This is a genomic window from Tolypothrix sp. PCC 7601 (assembly GCF_025677855.1).
In the GTDB taxonomy this organism is placed as follows: Bacteria; Cyanobacteriota; Cyanobacteriia; order Cyanobacteriales; family Nostocaceae; genus Aulosira; species Aulosira diplosiphon.
Window position 1 is genome coordinate 2,489,646 of record NZ_CP064879.1, and the last position, 24,509, is coordinate 2,514,154.

Annotated in this window: 23 protein-coding genes; 9 read left to right on the forward strand and 14 right to left on the reverse strand. The window is 40.9% G+C overall.

The window, feature by feature from the left end:
- Positions 1-39 precede the first annotated feature (39 nt).
- The gene (locus tag HG267_RS10440) at positions 40-1,773 is read left to right on the forward strand and encodes a R3H domain-containing nucleic acid-binding protein (RefSeq protein WP_045869535.1); all 1,734 of its coding nucleotides are present in this window, start codon (positions 40-42) and stop codon (positions 1,771-1,773) included.
- A gap of 453 nt (positions 1,774-2,226) precedes the next feature.
- Positions 2,227-2,706 carry a DUF4383 domain-containing protein gene (locus tag HG267_RS10445; RefSeq protein ID WP_045869536.1) on the forward strand — a complete coding sequence of 160 codons (480 nt, stop codon included), beginning with the start codon at positions 2,227-2,229 and terminating at the stop codon, positions 2,704-2,706.
- 47 nt (positions 2,707-2,753) lie between these two features.
- On the opposite strand, the gene HG267_RS10450 is transcribed toward HG267_RS10445, so the two are convergent.
- Positions 2,754-3,401: a hypothetical protein gene (locus tag HG267_RS10450; RefSeq protein ID WP_045869537.1), complete on the reverse strand. Its 648-nt coding sequence runs from the start codon at positions 3,399-3,401 to the stop codon at positions 2,754-2,756.
- Positions 3,402-3,413: 12 nt separating this feature from the next.
- Positions 3,414-4,127 (reverse strand): LuxR C-terminal-related transcriptional regulator, encoded by a 714-nt coding sequence (locus HG267_RS10455; RefSeq protein WP_045869538.1) that lies wholly within the window; start codon positions 4,125-4,127, stop codon positions 3,414-3,416.
- A gap of 103 nt (positions 4,128-4,230) precedes the next feature.
- On the opposite strand from HG267_RS10455, the gene HG267_RS10460 reads away from it, so the two are divergent.
- A complete protein-coding gene (locus HG267_RS10460; protein WP_045869539.1) occupies positions 4,231-4,929 on the forward strand; it encodes a DJ-1/PfpI family protein in 699 nt (232 codons plus the stop codon).
- A gap of 110 nt (positions 4,930-5,039) precedes the next feature.
- Here HG267_RS10460 and HG267_RS10465 read toward each other — a convergent pair whose 3' ends face one another.
- Positions 5,040-5,717: a LuxR C-terminal-related transcriptional regulator gene (locus HG267_RS10465; protein WP_045869540.1), complete on the reverse strand. Its 678-nt coding sequence runs from the start codon at positions 5,715-5,717 to the stop codon at positions 5,040-5,042.
- Positions 5,718-5,819: 102 nt separating this feature from the next.
- Between HG267_RS10465 and HG267_RS10470 the strand changes: the two genes are divergently transcribed.
- Entirely contained in the window at positions 5,820-6,479 is a 660-nt protein-coding gene (locus HG267_RS10470; RefSeq protein ID WP_045869701.1) for a DUF3386 domain-containing protein, read from the forward strand.
- 36 nt (positions 6,480-6,515) lie between these two features.
- Here HG267_RS10470 and HG267_RS10475 read toward each other — a convergent pair whose 3' ends face one another.
- Positions 6,516-7,613 carry a DUF433 domain-containing protein gene (locus HG267_RS10475; RefSeq protein WP_063749819.1) on the reverse strand — a complete coding sequence of 366 codons (1,098 nt, stop codon included), beginning with the start codon at positions 7,611-7,613 and terminating at the stop codon, positions 6,516-6,518.
- A 97-nt stretch (positions 7,614-7,710) separates the two neighbouring features.
- Entirely contained in the window at positions 7,711-7,914 is a 204-nt protein-coding gene (locus tag HG267_RS10480) for a deaminase domain-containing protein (RefSeq protein WP_228045604.1), read from the reverse strand.
- Positions 7,915-8,314: 400 nt separating this feature from the next.
- Between HG267_RS10480 and HG267_RS10485 the strand changes: the two genes are divergently transcribed.
- A complete protein-coding gene (locus tag HG267_RS10485; protein ID WP_045869542.1) occupies positions 8,315-10,237 on the forward strand; it encodes a GTPase family protein in 1,923 nt (640 codons plus the stop codon).
- A 401-nt stretch (positions 10,238-10,638) separates the two neighbouring features.
- Here the strand turns inward: HG267_RS10485 and HG267_RS10490 are convergent, their stop codons facing one another.
- Complete coding sequence (locus HG267_RS10490) at positions 10,639-12,126, reverse strand: TM0106 family RecB-like putative nuclease (RefSeq protein ID WP_045869543.1); 1,488 nt, start codon at positions 12,124-12,126, stop codon at positions 10,639-10,641.
- Between the two features lie 173 nt (positions 12,127-12,299).
- On the opposite strand from HG267_RS10490, the gene HG267_RS10495 reads away from it, so the two are divergent.
- Positions 12,300-13,475 carry an aminotransferase class V-fold PLP-dependent enzyme gene (locus HG267_RS10495; protein ID WP_045869544.1) on the forward strand — a complete coding sequence of 392 codons (1,176 nt, stop codon included), beginning with the start codon at positions 12,300-12,302 and terminating at the stop codon, positions 13,473-13,475.
- Between the two features lie 144 nt (positions 13,476-13,619).
- Here HG267_RS10495 and HG267_RS10500 read toward each other — a convergent pair whose 3' ends face one another.
- The 3 genes from HG267_RS10500 to HG267_RS10510 form a co-directional block, all read right to left on the reverse strand.
- Positions 13,620-13,979: a hypothetical protein gene (locus HG267_RS10500; protein WP_045869545.1), complete on the reverse strand. Its 360-nt coding sequence runs from the start codon at positions 13,977-13,979 to the stop codon at positions 13,620-13,622.
- 525 nt (positions 13,980-14,504) lie between these two features.
- The gene (locus HG267_RS10505; protein ID WP_045869546.1) at positions 14,505-15,224 is read right to left on the reverse strand and encodes a response regulator; all 720 of its coding nucleotides are present in this window, start codon (positions 15,222-15,224) and stop codon (positions 14,505-14,507) included.
- 533 nt (positions 15,225-15,757) lie between these two features.
- On the reverse strand, positions 15,758-16,261 hold the full coding sequence (locus HG267_RS10510; RefSeq protein ID WP_096622064.1) for a hypothetical protein: 504 nt from the start codon (positions 16,259-16,261) through the stop codon (positions 15,758-15,760).
- Between the two features lie 430 nt (positions 16,262-16,691).
- On the opposite strand from HG267_RS10510, the gene HG267_RS10515 reads away from it, so the two are divergent.
- Positions 16,692-17,753, forward strand: coding sequence for a glutathione S-transferase family protein (locus tag HG267_RS10515; RefSeq protein WP_045869547.1), 1,062 nt, complete (start codon positions 16,692-16,694; stop codon positions 17,751-17,753).
- 126 nt (positions 17,754-17,879) lie between these two features.
- Here HG267_RS10515 and HG267_RS10520 read toward each other — a convergent pair whose 3' ends face one another.
- Positions 17,880-18,449 (reverse strand): HdeD family acid-resistance protein, encoded by a 570-nt coding sequence (locus tag HG267_RS10520; RefSeq protein ID WP_045869548.1) that lies wholly within the window; start codon positions 18,447-18,449, stop codon positions 17,880-17,882.
- Positions 18,450-18,550: 101 nt separating this feature from the next.
- Positions 18,551-19,387, reverse strand: a complete 837-nt coding sequence (locus tag HG267_RS10525) for an RNA-guided endonuclease InsQ/TnpB family protein (protein WP_228045605.1) — start codon at positions 19,385-19,387, stop codon at positions 18,551-18,553.
- A 219-nt stretch (positions 19,388-19,606) separates the two neighbouring features.
- Here HG267_RS10525 and HG267_RS10530 point away from each other — a divergent pair, with 219 nt between their 5' ends.
- On the forward strand, positions 19,607-20,050 hold the full coding sequence (locus HG267_RS10530) for a CAAD domain-containing protein (protein ID WP_045869549.1): 444 nt from the start codon (positions 19,607-19,609) through the stop codon (positions 20,048-20,050).
- A gap of 112 nt (positions 20,051-20,162) precedes the next feature.
- Here the strand turns inward: HG267_RS10530 and HG267_RS10535 are convergent, their stop codons facing one another.
- Together HG267_RS10535 and HG267_RS10540 are read right to left on the reverse strand one after the other, a co-directional pair.
- Positions 20,163-20,756, reverse strand: coding sequence for an HPP family protein (locus HG267_RS10535; protein ID WP_045869550.1), 594 nt, complete (start codon positions 20,754-20,756; stop codon positions 20,163-20,165).
- A 529-nt stretch (positions 20,757-21,285) separates the two neighbouring features.
- Complete coding sequence (locus tag HG267_RS10540; protein WP_045869551.1) at positions 21,286-22,872, reverse strand: DHA2 family efflux MFS transporter permease subunit; 1,587 nt, start codon at positions 22,870-22,872, stop codon at positions 21,286-21,288.
- 140 nt (positions 22,873-23,012) lie between these two features.
- Here HG267_RS10540 and HG267_RS10545 point away from each other — a divergent pair, with 140 nt between their 5' ends.
- Positions 23,013-23,636, forward strand: coding sequence for a TetR/AcrR family transcriptional regulator (locus HG267_RS10545; RefSeq protein WP_317891624.1), 624 nt, complete (start codon positions 23,013-23,015; stop codon positions 23,634-23,636).
- Positions 23,637-23,937: 301 nt separating this feature from the next.
- Here HG267_RS10545 and patD read toward each other — a convergent pair whose 3' ends face one another.
- A complete protein-coding gene (gene patD, locus HG267_RS10550) occupies positions 23,938-24,294 on the reverse strand; it encodes a heterocyst frequency control protein PatD (RefSeq protein WP_045869552.1) in 357 nt (118 codons plus the stop codon).
- Positions 24,295-24,509: the final 215 nt, after the last annotated feature.

Below are 24,509 nucleotides of genomic sequence, written 5' to 3' on the forward strand. Positions count from 1 at the left end.
GCTCGTTCGTTATCTCTAAAAACGTCACCATAGTAAAGCATGACGATTACAGACGATCTCCAAAAGTTGTTAGACATTTTGCCCCAAGACCTGCGACAAGTACTAGATAATCATCCCAAGCGAGACTTTTTAGTAGAAGTGGTCTTGGATCTGGGCCGTCGCCCAGAGGCTCGCTTTCCTAATCAAGCTGAGTATCTGAGCGAGAAGCCTGTCACTCAAGAACAAATAGATGATTGCATTCAGCGAGTTGGAACCTTTGGCGGAGATAATCGGGCAGGAATCGAGCAAACATTGCACCGGATCAGCGCCATTCGCAATCGTACTGGCAAGATTATTGGCTTGACCTGTCGCGTGGGTCGAGCAGTATTCGGCACCATTGGTATGATTCGCGATTTGGTAGAAACTGGTAAATCGATTCTGATGCTGGGGCGACCAGGGGTCGGTAAAACAACTGCCTTACGGGAAATTGCCCGGGTTTTGGCAGATGAACTCAATAAACGAGTAGTAATTATCGACACCTCCAATGAAATCGCTGGGGATGGTGATGTTGCCCACCCTGCTATTGGTCGCGCCAGAAGGATGCAAGTAGCTCATCCAGAGCTTCAGCATCAAGTCATGATTGAAGCAGTAGAAAACCATATGCCAGAAGTCATCGTCATTGATGAAATTGGCACAGAACTGGAAGCCTTGGCAGCTCGTACCATTGCGGAACGAGGTGTACAACTGGTAGGTACTGCTCATGGGAACCAAATAGAAAACCTGATTAAAAACCCCACCCTTTCTGATTTAGTGGGGGGTATCCAAGCGGTGACATTAGGAGATGACGAAGCTAGACGCAGGGGCAGTCAAAAGACTGTTTTGGAACGCAAAGCCCCTCCTACCTTTGAGATTGCTGTGGAAATGTTAGAACGGCAACGCTGGGTAGTACACGAAAGTGTTGCTGATACAGTAGATACTCTTCTGCGGGGTCGCCAGCCTAGTCCACAAACCAGAACAGTTGACGACAATGGCAAGGTAGCAATTACCCGCCAGTTGTCAGTAGTCAATGGTCGTGGCGGACAGCAAGCAACTGCGGAAGACTCCTTTGCTAGCTCACGCACCTCTAATGGCTGGCGTTCGTCAGGACAGATGGTAGCCTTACCACCCATATCTGTAGAACGGGAAAGAGTCACAGGACGCAGTGAGTTCGACCGCTTGCTGGATGAATCGTTTAATTACTCCGAGGCTGTTGACCTTAGCAGCAGACAACCAGGGCCAAACGGCGAAGATTTGCCACTGCACGTTTACCCCTATGGTGTTAGCCGTCATCAACTAGAGCAGGTAATTAGCGTACTCACTTTGCCAGTGGTATTGACAAAAGATATCGATAGTGCTGATGCAATTTTGGCACTGCGATCGCACGTCAAAAATCACGCCAAATTAAGGCAAATGGCAAAAGCGCGTCATGTGCCCATCCACATGATTAAGTCCAGCACTATCCCCCAAATTACCCGTGCTTTACGGCGGTTGCTGAACATTGACGATCCAGAAATTGCTGATGATCGAGATCTGCAACTGTTATTGCACAGTGGTAGTGATGACGAAATGGATGCTTTGGAAGAAGCTAGACTCGCTGTTGAGCAGATAGTCATTCCCAAAGGACAACCAGTGGAGTTACTACCTCGTTCTCCCCAAGTCCGCAAAATGCAACATGAGTTGGTAGAACATTATCGACTCAAGTCTCATAGTTTTGGTGAGGAACCAAATCGCCGCCTAAGGATTTATCCGGCATAATCTCACCTTTATCCCCTCTTCTAATTTTAGGAGAGGGGATTTAATTTTGGATTTTAGATTAGCAATATTTACTATCAAATATTTCCATACATTTCAAACAATACTACTTTTTTAAAGTTGATGTCTGTAAATATTTAATTCCTTAGATAGAGTAAATTTTAGGAATTTCAGCTTTAAGAATGCGAGTGCTAATTCACAATTATAATGATTTAAGTAACAGCTAGATTTTATATATCTATTGATAACAAGTAAATACTCTAATCTCTAATTTTAATCCCTCCTTTCGATAGAGTGAAGCTAACAAAATTTAAGTTGAATAGTAAGTGTTAGATATTGCAAAGCAACGGTATTAATAGAAATACAGTTAATTTTCTCAATTCCGTTAGCTGAGTGATATTGCATTAGCGGATTAGATTCTGTGAATAATTTCAGGATTTTGAGGTAAAAGAGAATATGGAAAATACCAACGCGGCAAAAATGGCAGAGCGTTACTGTGCTTTGGGTATTGGAATTATCTATTTACTGTTAGGTTTAGCTGGATTTATCCCAGCTTTAGTTTCAATACCAGGAACTCACATGTCTTATATCCCACTTAATGAATCTACTAATGCGTATTCTGCGGGATTTGGCTATATATTTGGACTATTTCCTACTAATTTCTTGCATAACATAGTGCGATGTGCCGTAGGTTTATGGGGGATTGCTTCTTTTATCAGTGCTAGCAGTTCCCGGATTTTCAATCGTGGTTTTGCAATAGCTTATATTGTCTTGGCAATCATGGGATTGTTGCCATTTGCTAAAACCTCATTTGGGTTCATGCCACTTTTTGGTAATAATATTTGGGTCAATGCTCTAGCTGCGATCGCAGCCATTTACTATGGCATAATCATACCTGCGAAAGTTGAAGGCGTGAGTGTAGCACAAAGGTCTTAATACCTCTCTATTGTTATCTCTTGGGTGTAGGATTATATCAAAATACCCTACGCCCTATCTTCAGTAGGGGTAACAATAATTCCTATAATAACGCGTAATAATTCCTCTAATTCTTCAGGAACGCGATAAAGTTTTAAGTCTTGAGAAATTAATTTTTGTTGACGGTTAAATATCCCAAATCGCCAATCCTCTCCTGTAGTAACAGCGCCGTAAAGCAGGGGTGTTTCTGATTGTATCCACTGGTCAAGGGCTATTAATTCTACTGCTAATTGCGTAAATCCCCGACCTAAATCTGATTGTTTAGCTTCAACTACTAGCATTCCTGTATGGCTATTACTGCTATTACTATTTATGTAATAATCAAAGCTACCTTTTAGCTGCTCGTTAATATTTATCGGATATTCAATATTTAATTGGGTTTGAGTTTCGGCACAAATTTCTAATAATGTAGGGGCAATTAATACCTCTCTTCTTGCCATTTCGCTGATGGGGTTAACGTAGGCTAAATTTCTTGGCAAGTAACGACTCAAAAAATCTAAACACTTAAGTTCACCTGCATATTTTGGTAACTCCAGCCGCTTACGTTCATAAGTACAATTAAATTCTGCAAGGATGTCAGCTGGGGCATAGGGCAATTCAAAATATTTACTAAATGTATAGCTTGTACCTGGTTGCAGAATGCGAGGGCGGGTCATAAAAACAATCCTCTATGCAGTCAAAACATTTTGAGAGCGCGCTACCATTTCGGCACGGTTAACAACTTCTAATTTGCGAAATATCCTTTTGAGAGCTTGCTTAACGGAATTTTCTGTAATCCAAAGTTTTGCACCAATTTCAGCGTTAGTTAAGCCCTGTGCTACTAATTCAACTATTTGCCGTTCGCGGGGGGTGAGGCGATGCGCTAGCGGTGAGTTGAATTGTTGTGGCGATCGCTTTATCATTGCCAAACAAGCTGATAGATGAAGACATAAGGCACTTAAATCAGCCAGATGATCGCTGCTAAAAGCAGGTGTATGACCAACACGGGCAAAGTGAACTGTGCCAATTAATTGACCAGCACCGACAATAGGGCCTGTCATGATGTGTTCGTGGTCGTAGTAGGCGCAACAATTCTGGTACAAATCGCATTGCTTCCAACCACCTGGGGGTAAGACTAATTCTTCATGGGCTGGTGCGTGACGCTCAACAACGTAGCGCATAACTGGATCTACAGCTCTACCTACTTGCTCATAGCGCTCTACTAAGGATTCAGGAACACCAGAAACATCAACACTCGCTAGCCGAGATTGCTCATCGGTAAGGTAAATACCCCAACGCTGCACGCCAAAATGCTCTCCAACGTTATCCATGAAAGCTAGCCGCAATTGACGTTCATCATTGGCGGTAGCCATAGCATGAAATAAACTTTGCAAATTAGCCATTTTCTCTCAACAAAGTGTACTCGATCGAGGACTAGGCACAGCTAAGTAATCAATCTTACTCTAGCAGTGAATCCCAACACGAAAGTATAGAGAAATTAGAATTATGAGTAATGCAGCAGAGTACAACATTGGTCTAGTGATTTATCCTGGCATGACGCAATTAGATATCACTGGGCCGCAACAAGTCTTTAGTTTTTTGCCAAATAGTAAAGTTTATTGCTTATGGAAAAATCTAGAGCCAGTCACTAGTAGCGATAATCTGACGATTTTGCCAAATACTACTTTTGCTGACTCTCCACAATTGGATGTTATCTGTGTACCAGGCGGGCCGGGACAGGTGGAAATGATGAGAGATGCGGAAGTGTTAGAGTTTCTGCAAAATCAAGGGAAAACAGCAAAATATATTACATCAGTTTGTACTGGCTCCTTAATTTTGGCGGCGGCTGGATTGCTGCAAGGCTATCGTGCTACTTCGCATTGGGCGTTTCGCGATCAGTTAGCGCTTTTGGGGGTTGAGGTAGTTAATGAAAGAGTAGTAATTGACCGCAACCGCATTACAGGCGGTGGTGTGACGGCTGGGATTGATTTTGGATTGGTAATTGCTGCTCATCTGTGCGGTGAAGACACAGCTAAACTCATTCAATTATTGCTTGAGTATAATCCCGCACCACCGTTTAATGTTGGCTCACCAGAGAATGCTGGTGAGGCTTTAGTTCAGCAAGTTCAGAAATTAGGTGAACAGCTAATTACAGCATCCCTAGAACAAACAAAAGAAACCACTAAGTTGCTTGGTTTAGTGTAATTACGTAGACGCGTAGCGGTGAAGCAGTGCGTTGGGCGGGTTCCCCGACTTGAAGCAACTGCTGAACCCGGAGGGCTTCCCGCAGGGTATTACGAATTACGAATTACGAACTACGAATTAGAAACTATTGTTGAATGCAGCTTCGCTACCATCTCGCTGCGTGCTGATACCCCAAGCTTACGGAACATTCTTTTTAAAGCTTGCTTGACAGAATTGTGAGTAATCCAAAGCCTAGCGGCGATTTCTGAATTGGTTAAGCCTTGAGCAACTAATTCGGCAATTTCTAACTCGCGCGGTGTAAGTGGATTAGGTACGGAGGATTTGATGGTTTTTGGTTTCGCCCGCAAGGTAGCAAGTTTTGCTGAAATGTGAATACACAAGGCACTTAAATCGGCTAAATCGTTACCGTCAAAAGCTGGGCTACCTTTAGCACGAGCTAAGTTGAGGGTGCCTACAAGACGACCATCGCAGATAATGGGGCCAGTCATCACGTGTTCGTGATCGTGGCGGGGGCAAATATCTTTCCAATCTTCTGGAGATAGGATTAACTGCTCATGAGCAGGTGCATGACGCTCAACTACATAGCGTCCGATGGGATTACCTTGTAGGCAAACTGTGGGAATAGCAGGAACATCAATCTCAGTCTGTGACTGGTCATCTATGAGATTGATACCCCAATGTTGCACGCCAAAATGTTCACCAATTTTATCCATGAGTGCGAGTTTTAGCTCTTGCTCATTACGGACATTGGCGATCGCAGCAAATGCAGCATGAAGAGAATTAGCCATAAGTGTACCCAGTTGGGGACTATGCGGGGCTTAACAATTAACTCTATGCTAATACCAAGCAAAGATAAAACGCTAATATCACTACTGTTTATAGGTGAAACCATGACTGTTACACAAATTTCTGCTCAGGAACTTTTCCGGGCTGCTTATGAAAATCGTTACACTTGGGACAAGGATTTTCCTGGGTACACTGCTGACATCACCTTTAAACATGATGGGCAAGTTACTACAGCTAAAGTCATTGTCAACGCCAACTTGAAGGCGGAAGTATCAGATGTAGAAAATGAAGAAGCCAAGCAAGCGATTCACCATCAAGCTTGGGAAATAGCAATTCACCGCGTCCGTCGTTCCTTTGAAGATACCCACGGCGCAAATAGCTTTAGCTATGGCGGTACAGAGGAAAATGGCGCGGTTGAGATTTTAGTTGGTGGTAAAGCTGAGGGCGATAAATACAAAGTCCGCAACAATGAGGTGAGCCATGTTCATCGTCTCATTCACGGTACTTTTGTGACAATTGACACCTTTAGCAGTCACCAAACTGGTGAGGGTTACTTGTCTCACACCTACGATTCTGTTTACCATGACCCCGCAAGCGGACAACAAAAGGGAGGCAGAAGTGAATTTACTGATGAATACGAAAAAGTAGGTAAATATTTTATCCTCAATCGTCGGGAGATTAAAACCGAGACAGCAGGGGAAATCACAACTCAAGAATTTATCTTCTCTAACATCAAATTGTTAGAACCTGTTGCGGCTGAATAACTTTCACTCCTTGATTTAAAATTAGCGATCGCATTTTTACTGGGTGCGATCGCTTTTATTTTTGTCTATACTCGCAGCCGTTTCAAGTACATTTATGTCACTGGAGTGTGTCTGATATTTAGCTTCTAAATGGTTAAAGTATTCAAAGTCTGCCGCAATTTCTGCGTCGATGAGTTCTTGATTACAATAATAGTAAGTCAGGGCTGCATAAACTTGTGCTAACGTTAGCTGTGGTCTTTGTGCAACAATATCTTCCGGCTTCATACCTGCATTAAAGTCTATTGCAATATTATGAACTGTAATCCTTTGTCCGGCAATTCGCGGGCGACCACCACAAATTCCTGGGTTACTGGCAATTATCTTGCTGAGGTCTGTCATACCTTGCATACCTCTAGCTTCTTTACTAATTAATTGAATTTCCTCTATTAGAGAAAAGCTCAGATCATTGCTGATTTTCTTAATTAAACTATTCTGACGAAATTGAATCTTTTTGTGATTTTGTAAACTTTCTACTACATAAACATTTTCAGGGGGTATTAAGTTGCAACTTGCTCTTACAACATCTAATAGCCACCAATCAAACAAATCACGCCTACCATAAGAACCTGGAAAAATTGCGTAACCTTCTAAGCAATCATATAATATTTCTAAAATTCCTTCTACTGATTGCTCATAATTAATAACCAGAATTGCCTGATAAAAAACGTCTATTGCTTCACTAATTATTTGGGAACTTTCTACCTCTTTATCTGAATATAAATTGCTTTCTCTAAATAAAATATTAATTAATCTATCAATAATATTCTTAGGAATATTCATCTTGCCCTGAATATTATTACGTAGCGATACAGTCAATAAATCAATGATATTTTTTGGTAAAGAATTTCCTGGTTGATAATATTCTAATGTCGGCTGTACTGCTAGAGTTAAGATAAGCGTCATCCAGAGATAGCGAAGGTGAGTAACTGTTTGATCGCTGCTGCGAAGTGCTTGTATAACTTTATTTAAAGTATCTTGAAGCGAAGCTGTTTCCCCTGTTTCTGACTCATATAGCTCTTCGTAATGTTCGTGTTTTATTTTGTTATATAAAACACGTAAATCTTGAGGTATAGAATTATGTAAATGGAATTTCATAGTTAGAGAGTTTCTCAATTTTAATACTTTAATAAATCAATCAATAACTTCAAACTATTTACATATGTAGATACTTATAGAAGAGTTTTAAATTGATTCAGGGAGAATATGGATAGTCCCAAAATACTGTTATCTTGATATTGGGAAATTTTTCCTCAAACTGCCTGAGAACATTGTTACAACTTTCACAAGGTTGTCGTTCCGTATAAAGATATAATTCACCCTCTACTTGAAGATCGTAGTGCATCTCAAGAGCATCTGCAATTGCGGATAAGACTTTGTATTCAGCATCAGTATCCATCAGGCGATTGGTACGTGAGTCAATTGCTGGCTCAAATTGACCGCCTTCTGACTTTGGCTTCGGTTTGGGAATTGGACTCTTATAGTGAGATGTTCCCCCTTTCTGAAAAACTACATTCCCTTGAATATATATTTCAGCAACCGCTACATTATTTGTAATCTTTAAGAATGGCTGATGAAGTATTGGTTTCTTAATATAAGTGGCTCGGATTTGAGCAGCAGATGCTCGTAAATGCTCCTCGATCAGATTTTCATCTCCCTGGAAAATTCTTTTTGGCGTTCTGATAATTTGATGATATTAGTATCCATGATGGATGTTCTTTTAAAGACAATCACCCACAACAATATTATTAGATCGACAATAGCATTATAAGAGTCGTATTCCAGGTAGATATTAGATCATGGTGCGTTTAAAACTGTGGCAATGGGTAGTCCTAGCAGCGCCAATCGCTTTGATTGTGACTTTCTTACTAGTAGCTGCTGGTTCCCAAATTCATGCATGGGGGCTGAGTTGGATTTGGGCTGTGTTTACGCTGATATTTGTGGGCTGGCGTTGGTTGCTAGTTAAATGGACTCGTCCAGAGGTGGAACAATTAGAAGCGGTATTGGCAGAAGTTAACGAGGAATTAGCCGCAACAATAGATTCTAACCAATTACCAGCCGGAAATGACGCTACCACTCAAGCCCAAGCAGTTTTAACGGAAATTTTACAAGCCGCACAAAGCGATCGCCCGATTTGGGAAGATTGGTCAACTTTCTGGATGCGATGTCAAAATTTGGTAGTGGCGATCGCTCATATCTACCATCCTGAGGTTAAATATCCCCTCTTAAATATTTACGTTACCCAAGCTTACGGGTTAATTCGGGGAACAGTTGATGATTTGGATCAATGGATACAAAGGCTATCACCTGCTTTAAATCAGGTGACAGTTGGGCAAGCTTATCAAGCTTATGAAGTTTACCGCAAATTAGAACCATCCGCCCGTAAACTCTGGCAAGCTTGGAATTGGGCGCAATGGCTATTAAATCCGGCGGCGGCTTTTGCTAAAAAAGCTAGTCAGCGTTCTACCAGCCAAGCAAATCAGCAATTGCTGGTGAATTTAAGCCAAATGCTGCGGGAAGCAGCTTTACGGAATTTGTGCAGACAAGCGATCGCACTTTATAGTGGTAGTACTTTACCAACTGCAGAATTTTCCGCCCCAACTACAACCCCCGCATTACCCAAGGCGAAAACTCAAACTCTCCGGGAAATCCTCTCTCAAGCAGAACCAGCTGACGCGGTTGCGGTAAAACCTGTGAATATTCTGCTGGTAGGGCGCACAGGTTCGGGAAAAAGCAGCTTGATAAACACCTTATTTCAATCAGAACTAGCTGCTGTTGATGTGTTACCTAGTACCGATCAAATTCAGAATTATCAATGGCAGACTGACAGTAAAGAAACCCTGACACTTTGGGATACTCCAGGCTATGAACAAGCCAACCGCAGCGATTTTCGCGACTTAGTTTTGGACTATGCAACCAAGGCAGATTTACTATTATTAGTCACCCCTGCGCTAGATCCAGCTTTGCAAATGGATGTGGATTTTCTCAAGGATATGCAGGCGGAAGTTGCAGATTTGCCTGTAATTACTATAGTTACCCAAGTTGATCGTCTGCGTCCCATGCGCGAATGGCAACCCCCCTATGATTGGGAATGGGGCGATCGCCCGAAGGAAATTTCGATTCGGGAAGCTACACAGTATCGGGCGCAATTGTTGGGGGATTTCTCTAAGTTAGTTTTACCTGTGGTAACTAGCGATCGCAAAACCAATCGCGCAGCTTGGGGAATCGAAGCCTTATCTTTAGGATTAGTAGAAGCGATCGCACCTGCAAAACAACTGCGTCTAGCGCGCTTTTTACGTAATTTAGAAGCCCGTACTGTCGCTGCTGCCAAAATAATCGATAATTACACCTTCCAGATGGCGACAACTCAAGGACTGACATCGCTGCTCAAAAGTCCGGTTCTGCAGTTCATTTCTACCCTATCAACTGGATCGCCCACTCTGGCATACTTGCTAGCAGAAAAAATTCCGGTTGAACAGTTACCTGTTGTCATTGGTAAGCTGCAAATGGCTTATGATTTATTTTCACTCTTGAATACAGATAACTCTGGCAAGCCCAGCTTTGATTTACTAGCCCTTTGGCCCTTGCTGTTGGAAAATACAAATACCAGCGATGTCTGGGCTTTTGGTCATGCTTTAGTAGAGTATTGGACTCAAAATCTCACAATTGATCAACTCCGAGACAGGTTTAATTATTATCTCAATGTCCCGGTCGTGAAATAGTGCGATCGCAAACCAACCTAACTCAAGCTTATTTGAGGTAAATAAGGTGGCAATACTGCTCGGTTAAGGATTTTCAACTCTTAATTTGGTTTGGAGAAAAGGTGAAAGGGTAAGGGTTAAATATTAAGAAAGATGTGACTAATGGATAGTCCAGGGGGAGAAGGGGAACTAAATCTCTGGCTCCCTTCTCCCTGTGGGAGAGGGGCTGGGGGTGAGGGCGAAACCTTGCACAAGAGCGGGTTTCACGTTAAGTTGACACGTAGGGGCAATGCCTTGCCCCTACAATCTGTCGTATTCTTTTTTCAAATTGGTTTTAGTTAAACGACTGCGATATTATCATCTAGGTGAAATAGTAAAATTTTAATTACGAATTACGAATTACGAATTAGTAATTATTTAATTTAAGCTGGACGCAAATAGTATTCTTCTAGGAAGAATTTCACGAGCCAGTTTTTGACATTATAGGTAGCACGGCAATCATCTTCGTTATAGCGTTGGATCATTTCCAAAAAATTGCGATCGCCTGTTTCTAACCACTGATCGTACCAGTAAATACATTTAGCACCGCTAGCTTCTTTATCACGCCATTCAAACCCTAACCAACGGGCAATTGCTTTTAGGGCATAGCTTTCAATTGGTAAGGCTACACTTTGAGTTAATTGCTCATACAGATCCACAAACCGATTTAATACCGGGCGTACTGAAGCATAAGGCGTTTGGTACAGTTTTGCTAGCCGCTTAACTGTATCAAATTCGTAGGCGCAAAAATGATAAATTGGTGCTTCGGGATATTGCCCAACTAAATCTAAAAACTGCTGCCAAACTAAGCCTTCGTCTTCTGGTTTTGTGGCTAACAAAGAATAAAATTGTTCTGTGTTAGTTTGCCGATTAACTACCAATACCCCTAATAAATAATCCAAATTTAAATCTGGTTGTGCCTCAATATCAAAGTAAATTTCAATTGGAGCCGTGAAGGTAATATTTTCGATTGGTAGGGTATAAGGTAAGATAAACGGACGATTTTGCACTACCGATTGCGCTTGAATTACCAGTTTGTGTGCAACTTGATTGTCAAAACCAGGCAGATTTTCTAAGACACTGGGGCTAGTACTAGCCAGCGATTCTAAGCTAGTCAGGGAAAGTGATTGCAGTTGAGTATAGCGTAGGGGTGAAACTCCTGGTAACAGTGACAGGTGTTTTTCTGATTGCGCGATCGCATAACATTGACTATGCCAGTGGCAAAGATTGCATTTTTGGCGAGAGATGAATACTTCTGGCCCTTCTTGTGACTCTAGCGCTTGAATTAACTCCGCCAAAATCAACTGCATTTGGGGCGACCATTTCAGTAAATCTACTGGATAAGTAGTTTCTTTAGTACGTAATTTTAGCAGCCCGATTGGGGGTGCAACTCCCTGCACCATCGCCAAAACTTGAGCATGAAATGCAACTCCCACTTGATATTCCTGCTTTGGGCGTTTACCCATTTCCATACTCGCCGGAACATACATCCAATCTCCAAAACGAGATTCTCCAGGATGCTTTACAAGTAAATCTGGGCGACTGAGCAAGGTATATTGTTGATTGTGGGGTTCTCTATCTTCCCACTGGTCGTAATTGACTAACAATATACCTCGATGAATGTAGTCAACACCACGCTGCATTAATTCTAAGGTTGCCGCTTGCCCCGCTTTCAAATTTCCTTGAGGATATTCTGGCCGCTCATAAGCCAAGTTAGCCAAGATATTCTTTTGATAAGCGATTTTGTCTTGTTGGAGTTTTAGCAGCAACTCATTGGGAGTATCTCGCTGGCTTTTATCACCGTGACTATCTAAAAAAGGGCGGCGCTTACAGCGTTGATATTGCAGTAACAGATCGGCATTAATTAACATTCCTTTAAGCTAACAAGAATTCCTATTTTCTGTAAGTCTGTCAAATAACTATAATTCCTTTGGGTGGCGTGCAATGATGCACAACGATTAATCATGTATGTAAATCTTAGGCTAATCTGTTGCTTCCCAGTATAAAGCAGTTATTTTTGCTAGTTTAATCCAAAATCTTGATTATGAGTCTTTCTGACCTACAACAAAGTTTGCATCGCCATCGAGAACAATTTCCGGCTTTAGCAAATAAGACTTATTTCAATTATGGCGGTCAAGGGCCAATGCCCCTTGCAGCAATCAAGGCGATTTCTGAAAATCAAATGCACATCCAACAGCTAGGCCCTTTTGGAAATGAGGTGGGACGCTGGATTGGCAAAATTATTCAAGCCACAAAAGCTGCGATCGCATCTGAGTTGAATGTACCACCATCAACCATCACTCTTACAGAAAATGTCACTGTGGGTTGCAATATTGCGATGTGGGGTATTGAGTGGCAAACTGGCGACCATATATTACTATCTGATTGTGAACATCAGGGGATAATTGCGATCGCCCAGGAAATTGGGCGTAGATTTAATGTGGAAGTTACCACTTGTCCTCTAATGGATACTTTAAACGTAGGCGACCCTGTAGAAGTTATCTCCCAAAATTTACGCCCAAATACCCGCCTTGTAGTTTTAAGTCACATCCTCTGGAACACGGGTCAACTTTTACCCCTAGACAAAATTGCTGAATTATGCAGAAATAACAATTCCTTACTTTTAGTTGATGCTGCCCAGTCTGTTGGGGCTATGCCTTTAAATTTAACCCAATTGGGAGTAGATTTTTATGCTTTTACAGGTCACAAGTGGTTATGTGGCCCGGCTGGTGTGGGTGGGTTGTATGTGCGTCCAGAAGTTCAAGCCAATTTACAACCCACCTTTGTAGGCTGGCGTAGCGTTGTGATTGATGAGCGCAGTAAGCCTGTAGATTGGGAGAAAAGTGGACAACGTTACGAAGTAGCAACATCAGATTATCCATTGTACGTTGCCTTACAGGAAGCGATCGCCATTCATCAGCAATGGGGAACACCAGAAGAACGTTATCAACAAATTTGCCATAACAGCGAATATCTGTGGCGTAAGTTATCAGCGTTACCCAATATCAAATGTTTGCGAACTTCATCACCTGAAAGCGGTTTAATTTCATTTCAACTAGCTAATCAACTATCTCAAACTACCTCAGAAGTCGTGCAACTTTTAGAATCACAAAAAATATTCACCCGCAAAATTGCCGACCCCAACTGTGTACGCGCTTGCGTTCATTACTTTACTTTAGAATCAGAAATCGACCAATTAGTTGAGGCGTTGCGAGAGTAGGTATGAGGAGTTGGGGATTAGGGACTGGGGATTGGGTAAAAGGAAAATAGAAAAATAACTTTTGAATTTTAATTACAGACGCGATTAATTGCGTCTATTGCAACTTTTGAATTTTATCCCTTGATCCCTACCCCTTAACTCTCCTTATTGGCTATTACCAAAATCAAACTGTACTTGCGTTCCGTCATTACCGTTAAAAGACTGAACAGGAACGAAGAAAACAGAACTGTTAGGTGCTGATAAGGCTTCTTGAAGCTGCAAACCTTCAGAGAGTTTATTATTTACTTGATTTTGATTGGAAACAGTTGCGGGATTTTGTTGCTCAAAAAAACTGTTAAAGTCTTGTTGAGCATTTCGATTATTAATTCCGGTTAAAGAATCACCAGTGATTGAATATGAGTCGATATTTTGGTTTGATGCTCCTGATGATTGTGCTTGAGCCGGGTTTCCTATGCTTGCAAAAGCTGTCATTATTGCCAATAAAGCAAAAATTCTAGCGCTCATAAGTTTCCCCCAATTCTCTGTAGATTGATTGGTAATTTCGCTGCATTATAGCGTTTCTCAGCTTGATTATAAATTAACCTTTACAATTAATTGTAATCACATATACTTAATAAATAATTAATTTTTGAATTATTGTAAATCAAAACAATACATTAAATTGAAAATGAATTTTATTTTGCAAAGCTCGTAACCGGATAAAATAGATAAAAATCAATAATAATTTACTTTTAATCCTAATTTTATCTATGCAAATATGAGATTTATACCACCAAAATCAAGGAGAATTCATCTATAGAACTTATATTTTATTTTTGAAGTTCACGTAGGATGCGTTAGCGACAGCGTAACGCATCAGCGCTAACTTAAATTTTAGATGACAGGACTGATTCATCAAAGAAAAAAGGGTAAAGGTGTTTTCCTTTTACCCTTTTTGCTGACTGTGTTCTGATAGAGGAGGGGTTTATTGGCTCAGATTTGGAAACTTACTTTGTTAAACAACTTGTAGCGAATATTGCAAAGTAAAAACTAGCTAACTAATCCTGCACGCAATGCACGAACTGCAACCTGAGTTCTATCACTCACTGAAAGCTTGTTTAAAATATTACGAACGTGAGTTTTAACTGTACCTACTGTAATGTAAAGTTGCTCGGCAATTTGAGCATTACTGCAACCGTCAACAATTAACCTTAATACATCTAATTCCCGTGTAGTTAAAGGATAAGCTAGTAAAAATTCGCTTTCTTCTGGTGATAAAGAGTTAATCGTCACAGTTGAAGATTTAGAGCCAGCGTTTGGTTCATCATAAGCACTATTACTTTGCTGTAAAACAATCCGAGCAATCGCAGGATCAATCCAAGAATTACCTTCATGAGTAACTCGAATTGCATCAGCTAATTTTTCAATGCTGGCATCTTTCATATAATAAGAATCTGCACCAGCTGCAAAAGCGGCTAAAACAGTATCCTCACTATCATTCATTGTTAAAATTAAAATTTTAGTTGGCAGAGGTGAATCCGCATCTTCAGAATCTTTGAAGATTTGCGTTAATTCAACTCCACTCATATCTGGTAAGCCTACATCTACTATTGCTACATCTGGTTGCAGAGAATTCAGTAGCTTCAAACCTGAATTTGCATTTTTAGCCTCACCAATTACTTCTATTCCTTCTTGTTGTTTTAAAGCAGTACGCATACCCATACGGGTTAGATCATGGTCTTCAATTAAAACTACACGAATTGTATCCATCATTAAGCCTCAGGTTTTTTCTAATTTTCAGTAATTAGAGGTAACTAAAATCTGCTTTTCGGCAGGTTATCTCTGCTATTGAAGAAAATTGTAAGGCTTGAGAAAGATTTCAGTCTATCCGTCAGAGGAATTGTTTGTTTCAATGAAATTACTTTCTTGCGAAGAATCTGTCATCATTCGGAAGAAAGCTGGTAAAGTTTGAATATCTAGACTAAAGATTTTTTATGATCTATCTATTGGTAGATGATTTTGAACAATCAGGCTGTCGATAAGAGTAGATTTCAAATCCAGAGACAGCCTTGAACCAAGCAACCGCAGTCCTAATATGCAGGTTTGCTTGACATCAAAACTAATTGAATAGCGTATTGATAGATGTGGTGATTGATTTTGAATTGTTCAACCATCATAAGTCTTGACTCTTATGGGCTTCCAAAAAATGAATAATCAAATATACTCCGAGAATATTTTCATTATCCTCCCTGCTGCCTGCTCCCTACCAAAAAGCGATAATATATTTTTTAGTTAGAAGTCTCTTATTGCACGACTCTTATAGACTGAGCGATTATCGCAGGTCTATTTATATATGATGTATAGTATTTGTCTTGTAAATTTAAATTAAACTCTCGCTCAATTTGAGGAATTTTAAAATTGCGAACTTGTCCTGTAACTTGAATTTTTCTATTGCGATTAGCAGGTAAATCAAAAGGAACCCCTGAAGCATTAACTATTAAAAGCGGTTCTTGAATAATTCCCGGCTGATCATTAACGGTGAAGGAGGTTATACCTACTTGCTGTACTGGTTGGCTTCTAATTGTGACATTTTTTCCCACAAATTTATCTGTATCATTAAGTACTTCTGATGTTTGGGTAACACGATTCACATTATTAGTATCAGGCTCATCAACATTACCGAATCTGACCATTCCAGCTATCAACACTAAAGAAAATAGTAGTAGTGCATCCTGAAACTTCAAACTACGTGGGGTATTTTGGGCGTTACTATCGCGTTCCGAATGCTCTTTACTTAGTATATTCATATAGGAAAACCCTCACATTGATGATAAGTACACAGTAAATAAATATTTGTAAAAACCTGCTATATTATTGAAGTTTAAATACACTCATAGTATTAATTTATGAGCATCTAAAATTATTGAATATTCTTTAATCATTGCCAAAAATAAATTAATATTTGTCCTAAAATTTATTTACTTAAATCATTAAAACAAATTACATTTATATTAAAAAAATCCTATGATATTGCCTTCTGGCTAAAGTGATAAAATTAGTTTTAAATATATATACAATCCGACACAAGACTATAGACAGAGCGAAATCTATCCAATGCTATAGATATAGTGATTCAGCAATGCAAAAATTACCAATACCGAAATAACCAAGTAGACTCTGGAAAATCCAAAGCTTGGTATTTTATAAAATCCCTTTAGGTTACCTTAATCATTAACTATGACTGATGTACAAAATCCCCCAACCGATTTTCCTCGCACTCAAAAGAAGGGAAAATCATTACCACCCAAGCTAATTATCAAGCTGGGTAAGTTTGTTTGGTCAACAATGTGGCATACGATGATGTCAAAGATTGCTCCTCGAAGTAAATCGGGGGAGTATATTCGTCCTCATAGTCAGTTTAGAAATTTTATTAGCACAGATAAAGATAGCCTCTACCCACCAGCAGCAGGACGTTATCATCTTTATGTGGGAATGAGTTGTCCTTGGGCACATCGTACCCTGATTGTGCGCGCACTCAAAGGACTTGAAGATATTATTTCCGTTACTGTCGTTTATCCTTCCCCCATCGCAGGCGGTTGGGTGTTTAATGAAGAGGAACAAGGTTGCGCTAGCTTGGCTCAATTTTATGCAGCTGCTCAACCTGGCTACAGTGGACGCGCTACAGTTCCTGTATTATGGGACAAACAAACTAAGACTATCGTTAATAACGAGAGTGCAGAAATTATTGTGATGCTGAACTCCGAATTGAACGAGTTCGCTAAGAATCCAACTATAGATTTGTATCCAGAAAATCTCAAAGAGAAAATTGATTGGTGGAATGAGAAAATTTATCAAAGTGTAAATAACGGTGTATATCGCTGTGGTTTTGCTCAAACTCAAGCAGCTTACAATCAAGCTTGTGATGAATTATTTACAACTTTGGATGAAATTGAAGCAGCACTACAAACAAGTCGTTACCTCTGCGGAAACCAAGTCACGCTGGCTGATGTGCGCTTGTTCACTACTTTATTCCGCTTTGATGTTGCTTACTATGGGTTATTTAAGTGTAACCGCCACAGAATTCAAGATTATCCTAATTTAGGAACTTACTTAAGCGATATATATCAGCTTCCGGGTGTAGCTGATACTTGTAATTTGGAAAGTGTGAAACAAGATTATTATGGGAACCTCTTTCCACTAAATCCTGGTGGAATTATTCCTTCTGGCCCAGATATGGCATATCTACTGAAAGCACATAATCGCGATAAAATTGGCACCGTTGCCAATTTACCAGTCTGAAAAATCAAAAGCGATCGCACTCACTTCAATTAATATCATGCAAATAGTGCGATCGCTTGATTTGAGTGATTTTGGTGGGTGAGTATGAAATTCCGCGCAATGCTCACCCTAGAAGATATCACAGGCTTAAGCCGCTCCTGCAGCTTGGTCAGGGTTATTTAAATTAGAACGATTCCAAGACAGCATCAGCCGGGAAACGCCAGTGAATAGAATGCTAACACCTAGCAGTGTTCCAATTACCCAAGGTGCATCAAATGGCCATTGGAACCAAATCATGGCACCTAATACTAATGTGATAATCCCGTCACCTAAAACCCATGTCCAATTTTGTTGAGGACGCAGTTTAAATGCCAGAATTAACTCGAAAACACCTTCAGTTAACAAGAAGCTACCCAGCAATAGAGTCAATGTGAAAATACCCGTAGAAGGGTAAATCAACAGCATGATACCTGTTGCAATGTAAAGTACGCCTAACAGTAGTTTCCAAAGAAAGCCACCTGACTGGCGGGTGTTATATGCGTAGAACAGTTTGGCAAATCCAGCAGAAGCCAAAATGATTGCTACCCAAGTTTCTGCAAAAATTGTGGATACAGTAGGCACTGCGATCGCAATTACCCCTAAAACAATCAAGAGAATGCCGGTTAATAGCGACTTATTATCAATCTTGTTGATATCACTAGAAACATTCGCTGCCATAGAAATTTTTCCCTAATACCTTTATTCAACTCTGAATTTAGGCTAAGGAATTTTTGCCTACCAAGGCATCACCCTAAGGTAGACTCTTGACACTCCCCCGTTTATAAAACGGGGGATTCTTGGGTCACAAGGGAGTTATTACTTAACCCCTCGCCAAGCATCTTGACCGTATGCCCTACGGCTGCAAGTCCACGCTGCATCACCACCATAGCGGCGGCAACGTCGCGGTCTGTTTGAAATCCACATTCACCACAGCGATGTACTCGCTCGGATAAGTCTTTCTTAGCTGTATGGTGGTTGCAATTGGGGCAGGTTTGGCTTGTACCGTCTGGATTGACCTTGGCAAAGTACACCCCGCGCTTCCAACACACCCACTCTAAGATTGAAAGAAACTCACCAAAACCAGCATCTAAGGTATGTTTTGAAAACATACCTTTAGCCCACGCTTGAAAATTCAAATCCTCTGCAAATATCATTCCACCTTGGTCACACAGATAATGTGCCAACTTGAAATGAAAATCTTTACGAGTGTTGTGAATGTGTTCATGCAGTCGAGACACCTTCCGTTGAGCCTTTCGCCAGTTATTTGACCCCAATTTCTTGTGACTAACTCTTTGTTGCAGCAATCGCAGCTGGCGTTGGAGATCAACAAAAAATCTTGGTCTAGGGATTTGCTCACCAGCAGAGGTGGCTAAAAAACTTTTTAGCCCCAAGTCGATACCAACTGGTTGACCGTGTGGCGCAAAACTCTTAACATCAACATCCGCTTGCAGTGTCAGCATTACATACCATCCTGAAGCTTTCTTCACCACTTGGGCTTGTTTCGCAACAAACCCATCTGGGATAGGTCGAGATAATTGCATTTTCACCCATCCGATACCAGGAAGTTTGACTCTGCTACCTTGAGTTGGACTAACGCCTAGACGTATGAGGTACAAAACTTATTGGTTTTGTACCTCATACTTGGGGGCTTTACGCATCACGACTCGTAAGTATTAATTTCAATGCATAACACCTCATATTTAGCCATAGTCGGCAAAGAATAATTTTATAACTTTTGAGGGGCAAAATATATTCCATTGGTTGATGCAAAACAGACTAAAAACTGCCGGAATGGTAATATCACATCCGAAAATGAACAATTTCTCTAAAAAACTATGCAAACTCAAGTACAACCACCAAGATATGTTGAGCCTCCTTATACAAGCGATAAGACAACAATTTACAATTCCTCAGCAGCAACTTTGTCAACAGTAGCTAGCGAGGCTCAATCTGAAAAACAAGGTACAGAAATAGGTAGAAAAACTGCGGAATTTTTGGAAAGGTTACCGAAAAATGTAGCTAATTTCGTTAATGAATATAATTTTCTTGTCATTAGCTTTGCTGTACTTGTGGCGACAGTAATTTTCCTCACAATGTTAGTAGCCATTACAGATGCTATTGATGATATTCCATTCCTGGCTTCATTTTTTCAATTGATTGGCTTTAGCTATGTCATCTGGTTTGTCTCCCGCTATTTCTTAAAAGCTTCAACTCGCCAAGAGTTAGCAGGAGAAGTTGATTCAGCTAAAGAGCAAATTACAGACAGCAATGCTTCTTAATGGCATCACAGGCTGAATACACTGAATTTTAATTGCGATCGCTCTTTTAATCTACACATAAAAAGTTTGGCGTTGCCGAATCCCACTCACGGAGAGACAGCAACGCCAACTTTTAGAACCAATACTTAGGATATGTTCGCTCATGTGCCAAATTATTGAATACCACGGCGCAGAGAACCAAAATTATCGAACCTTCTAAGGCGGGAGTTAAAAGAAATTGCCAGGATGCTTTCGTCATCATCACAACTAATGCAACTGCACCAGAAGGCGGATGTAAGGTTGCAGTAAGTTGCATCATCCCAATAGCTGTAGCTACAGCCATTCCCATAGCCCAAGGTTCTGAACCGAAAAGATGCAGAATAGTCAGACTAACTAATGCTGCTACAAAATTACCACCAATTACATTCCGAGGTTGGGCTAAAGGACTGTCAGGTATACCAAAGATTAATACGCTTGTCGCACCAAAGGGAGCCATCAACAAAGGAGAATTCATTTTTATCGAAAGGTAAGCTGTTGCTGCTATGCCAATAAAACTGCCGCACCAACTCCAAAAAATGTGTTTGTGGTGAGGTCTATCTAAAGCATATGAACGTCTAGTTCCACGTATTTTAAAGCAGTAATTTTTCCATTTATCTTGAACATATTCATAATTAAATCTGCTTAAATATGTTGAAGAAAGCCGTCCTTTGGGTAAATAACCTTTCATAAATTCCTACAGCAACTACAACTAAAAATCCTGAAAACAAAAAAATTCCCTGTATTTACTGACTAAGCTCATCTTGATCAGCAACTTAGCTAAAAAAATACCTAAACTCTGTCAAGAGATAGAATTTTAAATTAGTGTTATTAGCTAAAATTCCCATCTGAAGAACTGAAATTTTTTGCTCTAAATCAGCATTTTGAGCAGTAATAAATTGAAATTCATTGATTAAAAAAATTTAATTGTTCTCAAATGTCATGAAACCTTGACATATAAGATCCAAAATATACTCTCAACCTGAACAAGGAAATAGATGAATTATATAAATAAGTAATAGTGCTTATAAGATTTGTTTATATTGATATGGGGCATAGGGCATAGGGCATGGGGCATGGGGAATGGGGCATAGGGCATGGGGCATGGGGAAAAAGTTTCTAATGCCCCATGCAACGTGTCAGCTCTTCCTCTCCATCCTCCTCTGCTTTCTCTGCTCCCTCTGCTGTCTTCATCTACTATTTTTCAAAGCAACTCGCGCTCAATGTACTGGTGCTTTTGCTCCTGCGCCACCTTTGCCTAAAAAGAGTAATAAAGGCAATGAGCAAAGAAACGCCACTCCCACAACTCGAAAGATATCTGCAAAAGACAACACCGCTGCTTGAATATCTACTGTTTGGCTTAGTAAAGCCAATGCTTGTTGATGGGCTGTTGTTGCATCCATACCTTGGTTTTGCATTGCTGCGGTAAGCAAGTCAAGGCGTTGATTGGTTTCTGGACTGTAAGGGCTAAGGTGAGATAAAAGCATAGCGCGATGAAACGCTTCTCTTTTATCTAGCAGGGTGGTGAGTATAGCAATGCCGATGCTACCACCAAGCTGCCGGGTGAGGTTGTAAAAGCCAGAACCAGCAGAAATATCTTTTTTGGGAAGTGAGCCTAAAGTTGCCAAACTTAAGGGGAGAAACATTAAGACTGTAAAGGCTCCACGCCATACCAAGGGCCAAAATAAATCATCAGCTCCCGTTTGGGAAGTGAGCTTTGATAAATCAAACATCACCATAGCTGTACCCACACCACCGATCGCAATTAAAATTCTGGCATCGACTTTGGTAGATAATTTACCTAACATCACCATGACAATTGCTGATGCTAACGCCCCAGGTGCTAGTAAAAGTCCCGTTTGGGTGGCGGTAAAATGCAGGATACTCTGGGCAAAAATTGGTACAGCAAATAATGCGCCATATAACCCCATCCCCACAATTGCAGATAGAAAGCTTCCCGCAGCTAAGGAACGGTGACGCAGCACTCTTAAATCCACCGCCGGATGAGGTGTTTTCAGTTCTCGCCAAATAAACAGCACCAATCCTAAAATGCTGGCAATAGCTAAGGTGGTAATAAAACCGGAAGAAAACCAATCCTCTTGTTCCCCTTCTTCTAAAAAGGTTTGCATACAGCCAATCGCAACCACCAACAACCCGATCCCCAACCAATCGACGGCTTGGTTTTTTGCTTCACTTTTACCTTTATCCTGCGGTAAAAACATTGAAGACATCACTACTGCCAAAATCCCAAAGGGAATATTAATAAAGAAAATCCAACGCCAACCCAAAGCATCGGTGAGGTAGCCTCCCAAAGTCGGGCCAATTGCTGGGCCAGAAATTACTCCTACCCCAAACACGGCTTGCGCTAAACCTTGTTCGGCGGGAGGAAAGGTTTCAAATAAAATAGCTTGAGCTTTTGCTAATAATCCCCCACCAAATAATCCTTGAGCAATGCGGGAGACAATTAGCATGGGCAGATTTACTGATAGCCCACAAATAACAGAGGCGACAGTAAAGCCAATCAACGAAAATATAAAGTAACTTTTTTTACCAAAATAATCACCCAACCAAGCAGATAACGGAATTAAAACAACGTTGGCGATCGCATATCCGGTGACTACCCAGCCTATTTCGCTCACCGTAGCCCCTAAACTGGCTTGCATGGAAGTCAGCGCCACATTGACAATGCTGGTGTCAATCACCTCTAGAATCGCACCCAGAGACGCAGAAAAGGCGATCGCCCACTTCAGAGGCCCTTGAACATAACCAGCTTGGTTAAAATTAGAACTTTTAATATTGGTAGCCATATTGGGGATTGAGCATTGGTATTGGGTAATGGGTAATGGGAACACCAAACCCCTAACACAATCATATACGCTACGGTAGCGTATCGTATATGATTACTCAAGGCGGCGGAAAGTAAAGAAATTTGCTGAAAATTGCCAAGATGGTCGGGTTTAGTCAAGATGTTGGTATGAGTAAGCGAATTAATAGCCCATCTGGACGACCACGTAGCATTCAAGCTAATCAAGCGATTCTGCAGGCAACTCTTGACCTACTGGCGGAAGTAGGGTATCAGAGCATGAGCATAGAAGCGATCGCATCTCGTGCTGGAGTTGGCAAGACAACTATCTATCGACGTTATACTTCTAAAGAAGAACTAGTTGCAGATGCGATCGAAAGCTTAAGAGCAGATGTAGCGATCCCAGATACAGGTACCTTCTGGGGAGATATGGATATCCTGATTGATAATGCCGCGAAAAAAATCTTGAGTCCTCTGGGTCGTCAGACACTTGCTTTAATTATCAGTACAGCCTCAAGCAATCCGCAATTTGCCCAAGTCTACTGGACAAAATACATAATGCCGCGCCGCGAGGCTTTTGCCCAAATTCTGCAACGAGCCAAATCTAGAGGCGAAATTCAGCCAGATGCAGATGTAGATCTCATCACCGACCTCGTCAGTGGGTCACTCTATTATGCACTGATATTTAAACCCACAGCAGAGCCAGTAGATACCTATATGCATCGCACTATAACTCTGTTGCTTCAAGGCATAGGGCATAGGGCATAGGGCATGGGGCATTGGGTAATTGGTAATTCAATTTTGGATTTTGGATTTGCAATTTTGGATTGGCTTTCAATCTAAAATCCGTCTTGGAAAGTTTGCTCAACGGGGGGAACCCCCGCACGCAACTTTCCGCAAAATCTAAAATCTAAAATTCCTTGTCCCCAGTCCCCAGTCCCCGATCCCCACTCCCCCAATACCAATGCTCAATCGTGAAATTTACGGAGTTTACAACTTGTTGTCAAAATAGCTGTCAACTGGAAGTCAGAGGTGGGATGATAAATAAACTAGATCACAAGGAAATTGATCATGATTTTTCCTCTGTATCTTCTGGTCGCAGGATAGTATCACAATATTGGATGAGAGTTGTCAAGCGATCGCTAATGGTTTGCAGCCTGGCTTGTGCAGTTGATACCTGCCTTGCTCCTTGGAAAAACATTATGTCAATTTCCAATAGGCGCAACTGCTTGCCAATCTCTGTCCGATAAGACTGCTCTCGCGAATTCAGTTCAGGTAAAGGTAGAATCTGCTGCCCAAACAATTGATTTAAGGAGGCTAAACGCTCTCGCAGTTTGCTTGCATCTAGTGTGGTCTTATTGGCATCGGAGCGGAATTGCTCTAACAAATTTGCCAAGTCCTGATATTTCTCTTGATTTAGAGACATCCAGTGGTAGTTAAGATAGTATTAATGTCAAGTAATTTTTCTACAATAATCTTTCTTCAGCTCTTTTTAGAACAAGAAGCCTCAAGTCACGCTTTGAGGCTTCGTTTGCCAGAAATATATAGGAATTATGTAACTTAAAGCTCTCACTTGATGATTATCATTGAAAATTATTAATCATCTTCTCAAGGTTTTTTGTACCGGCCTTTGGCATTAGC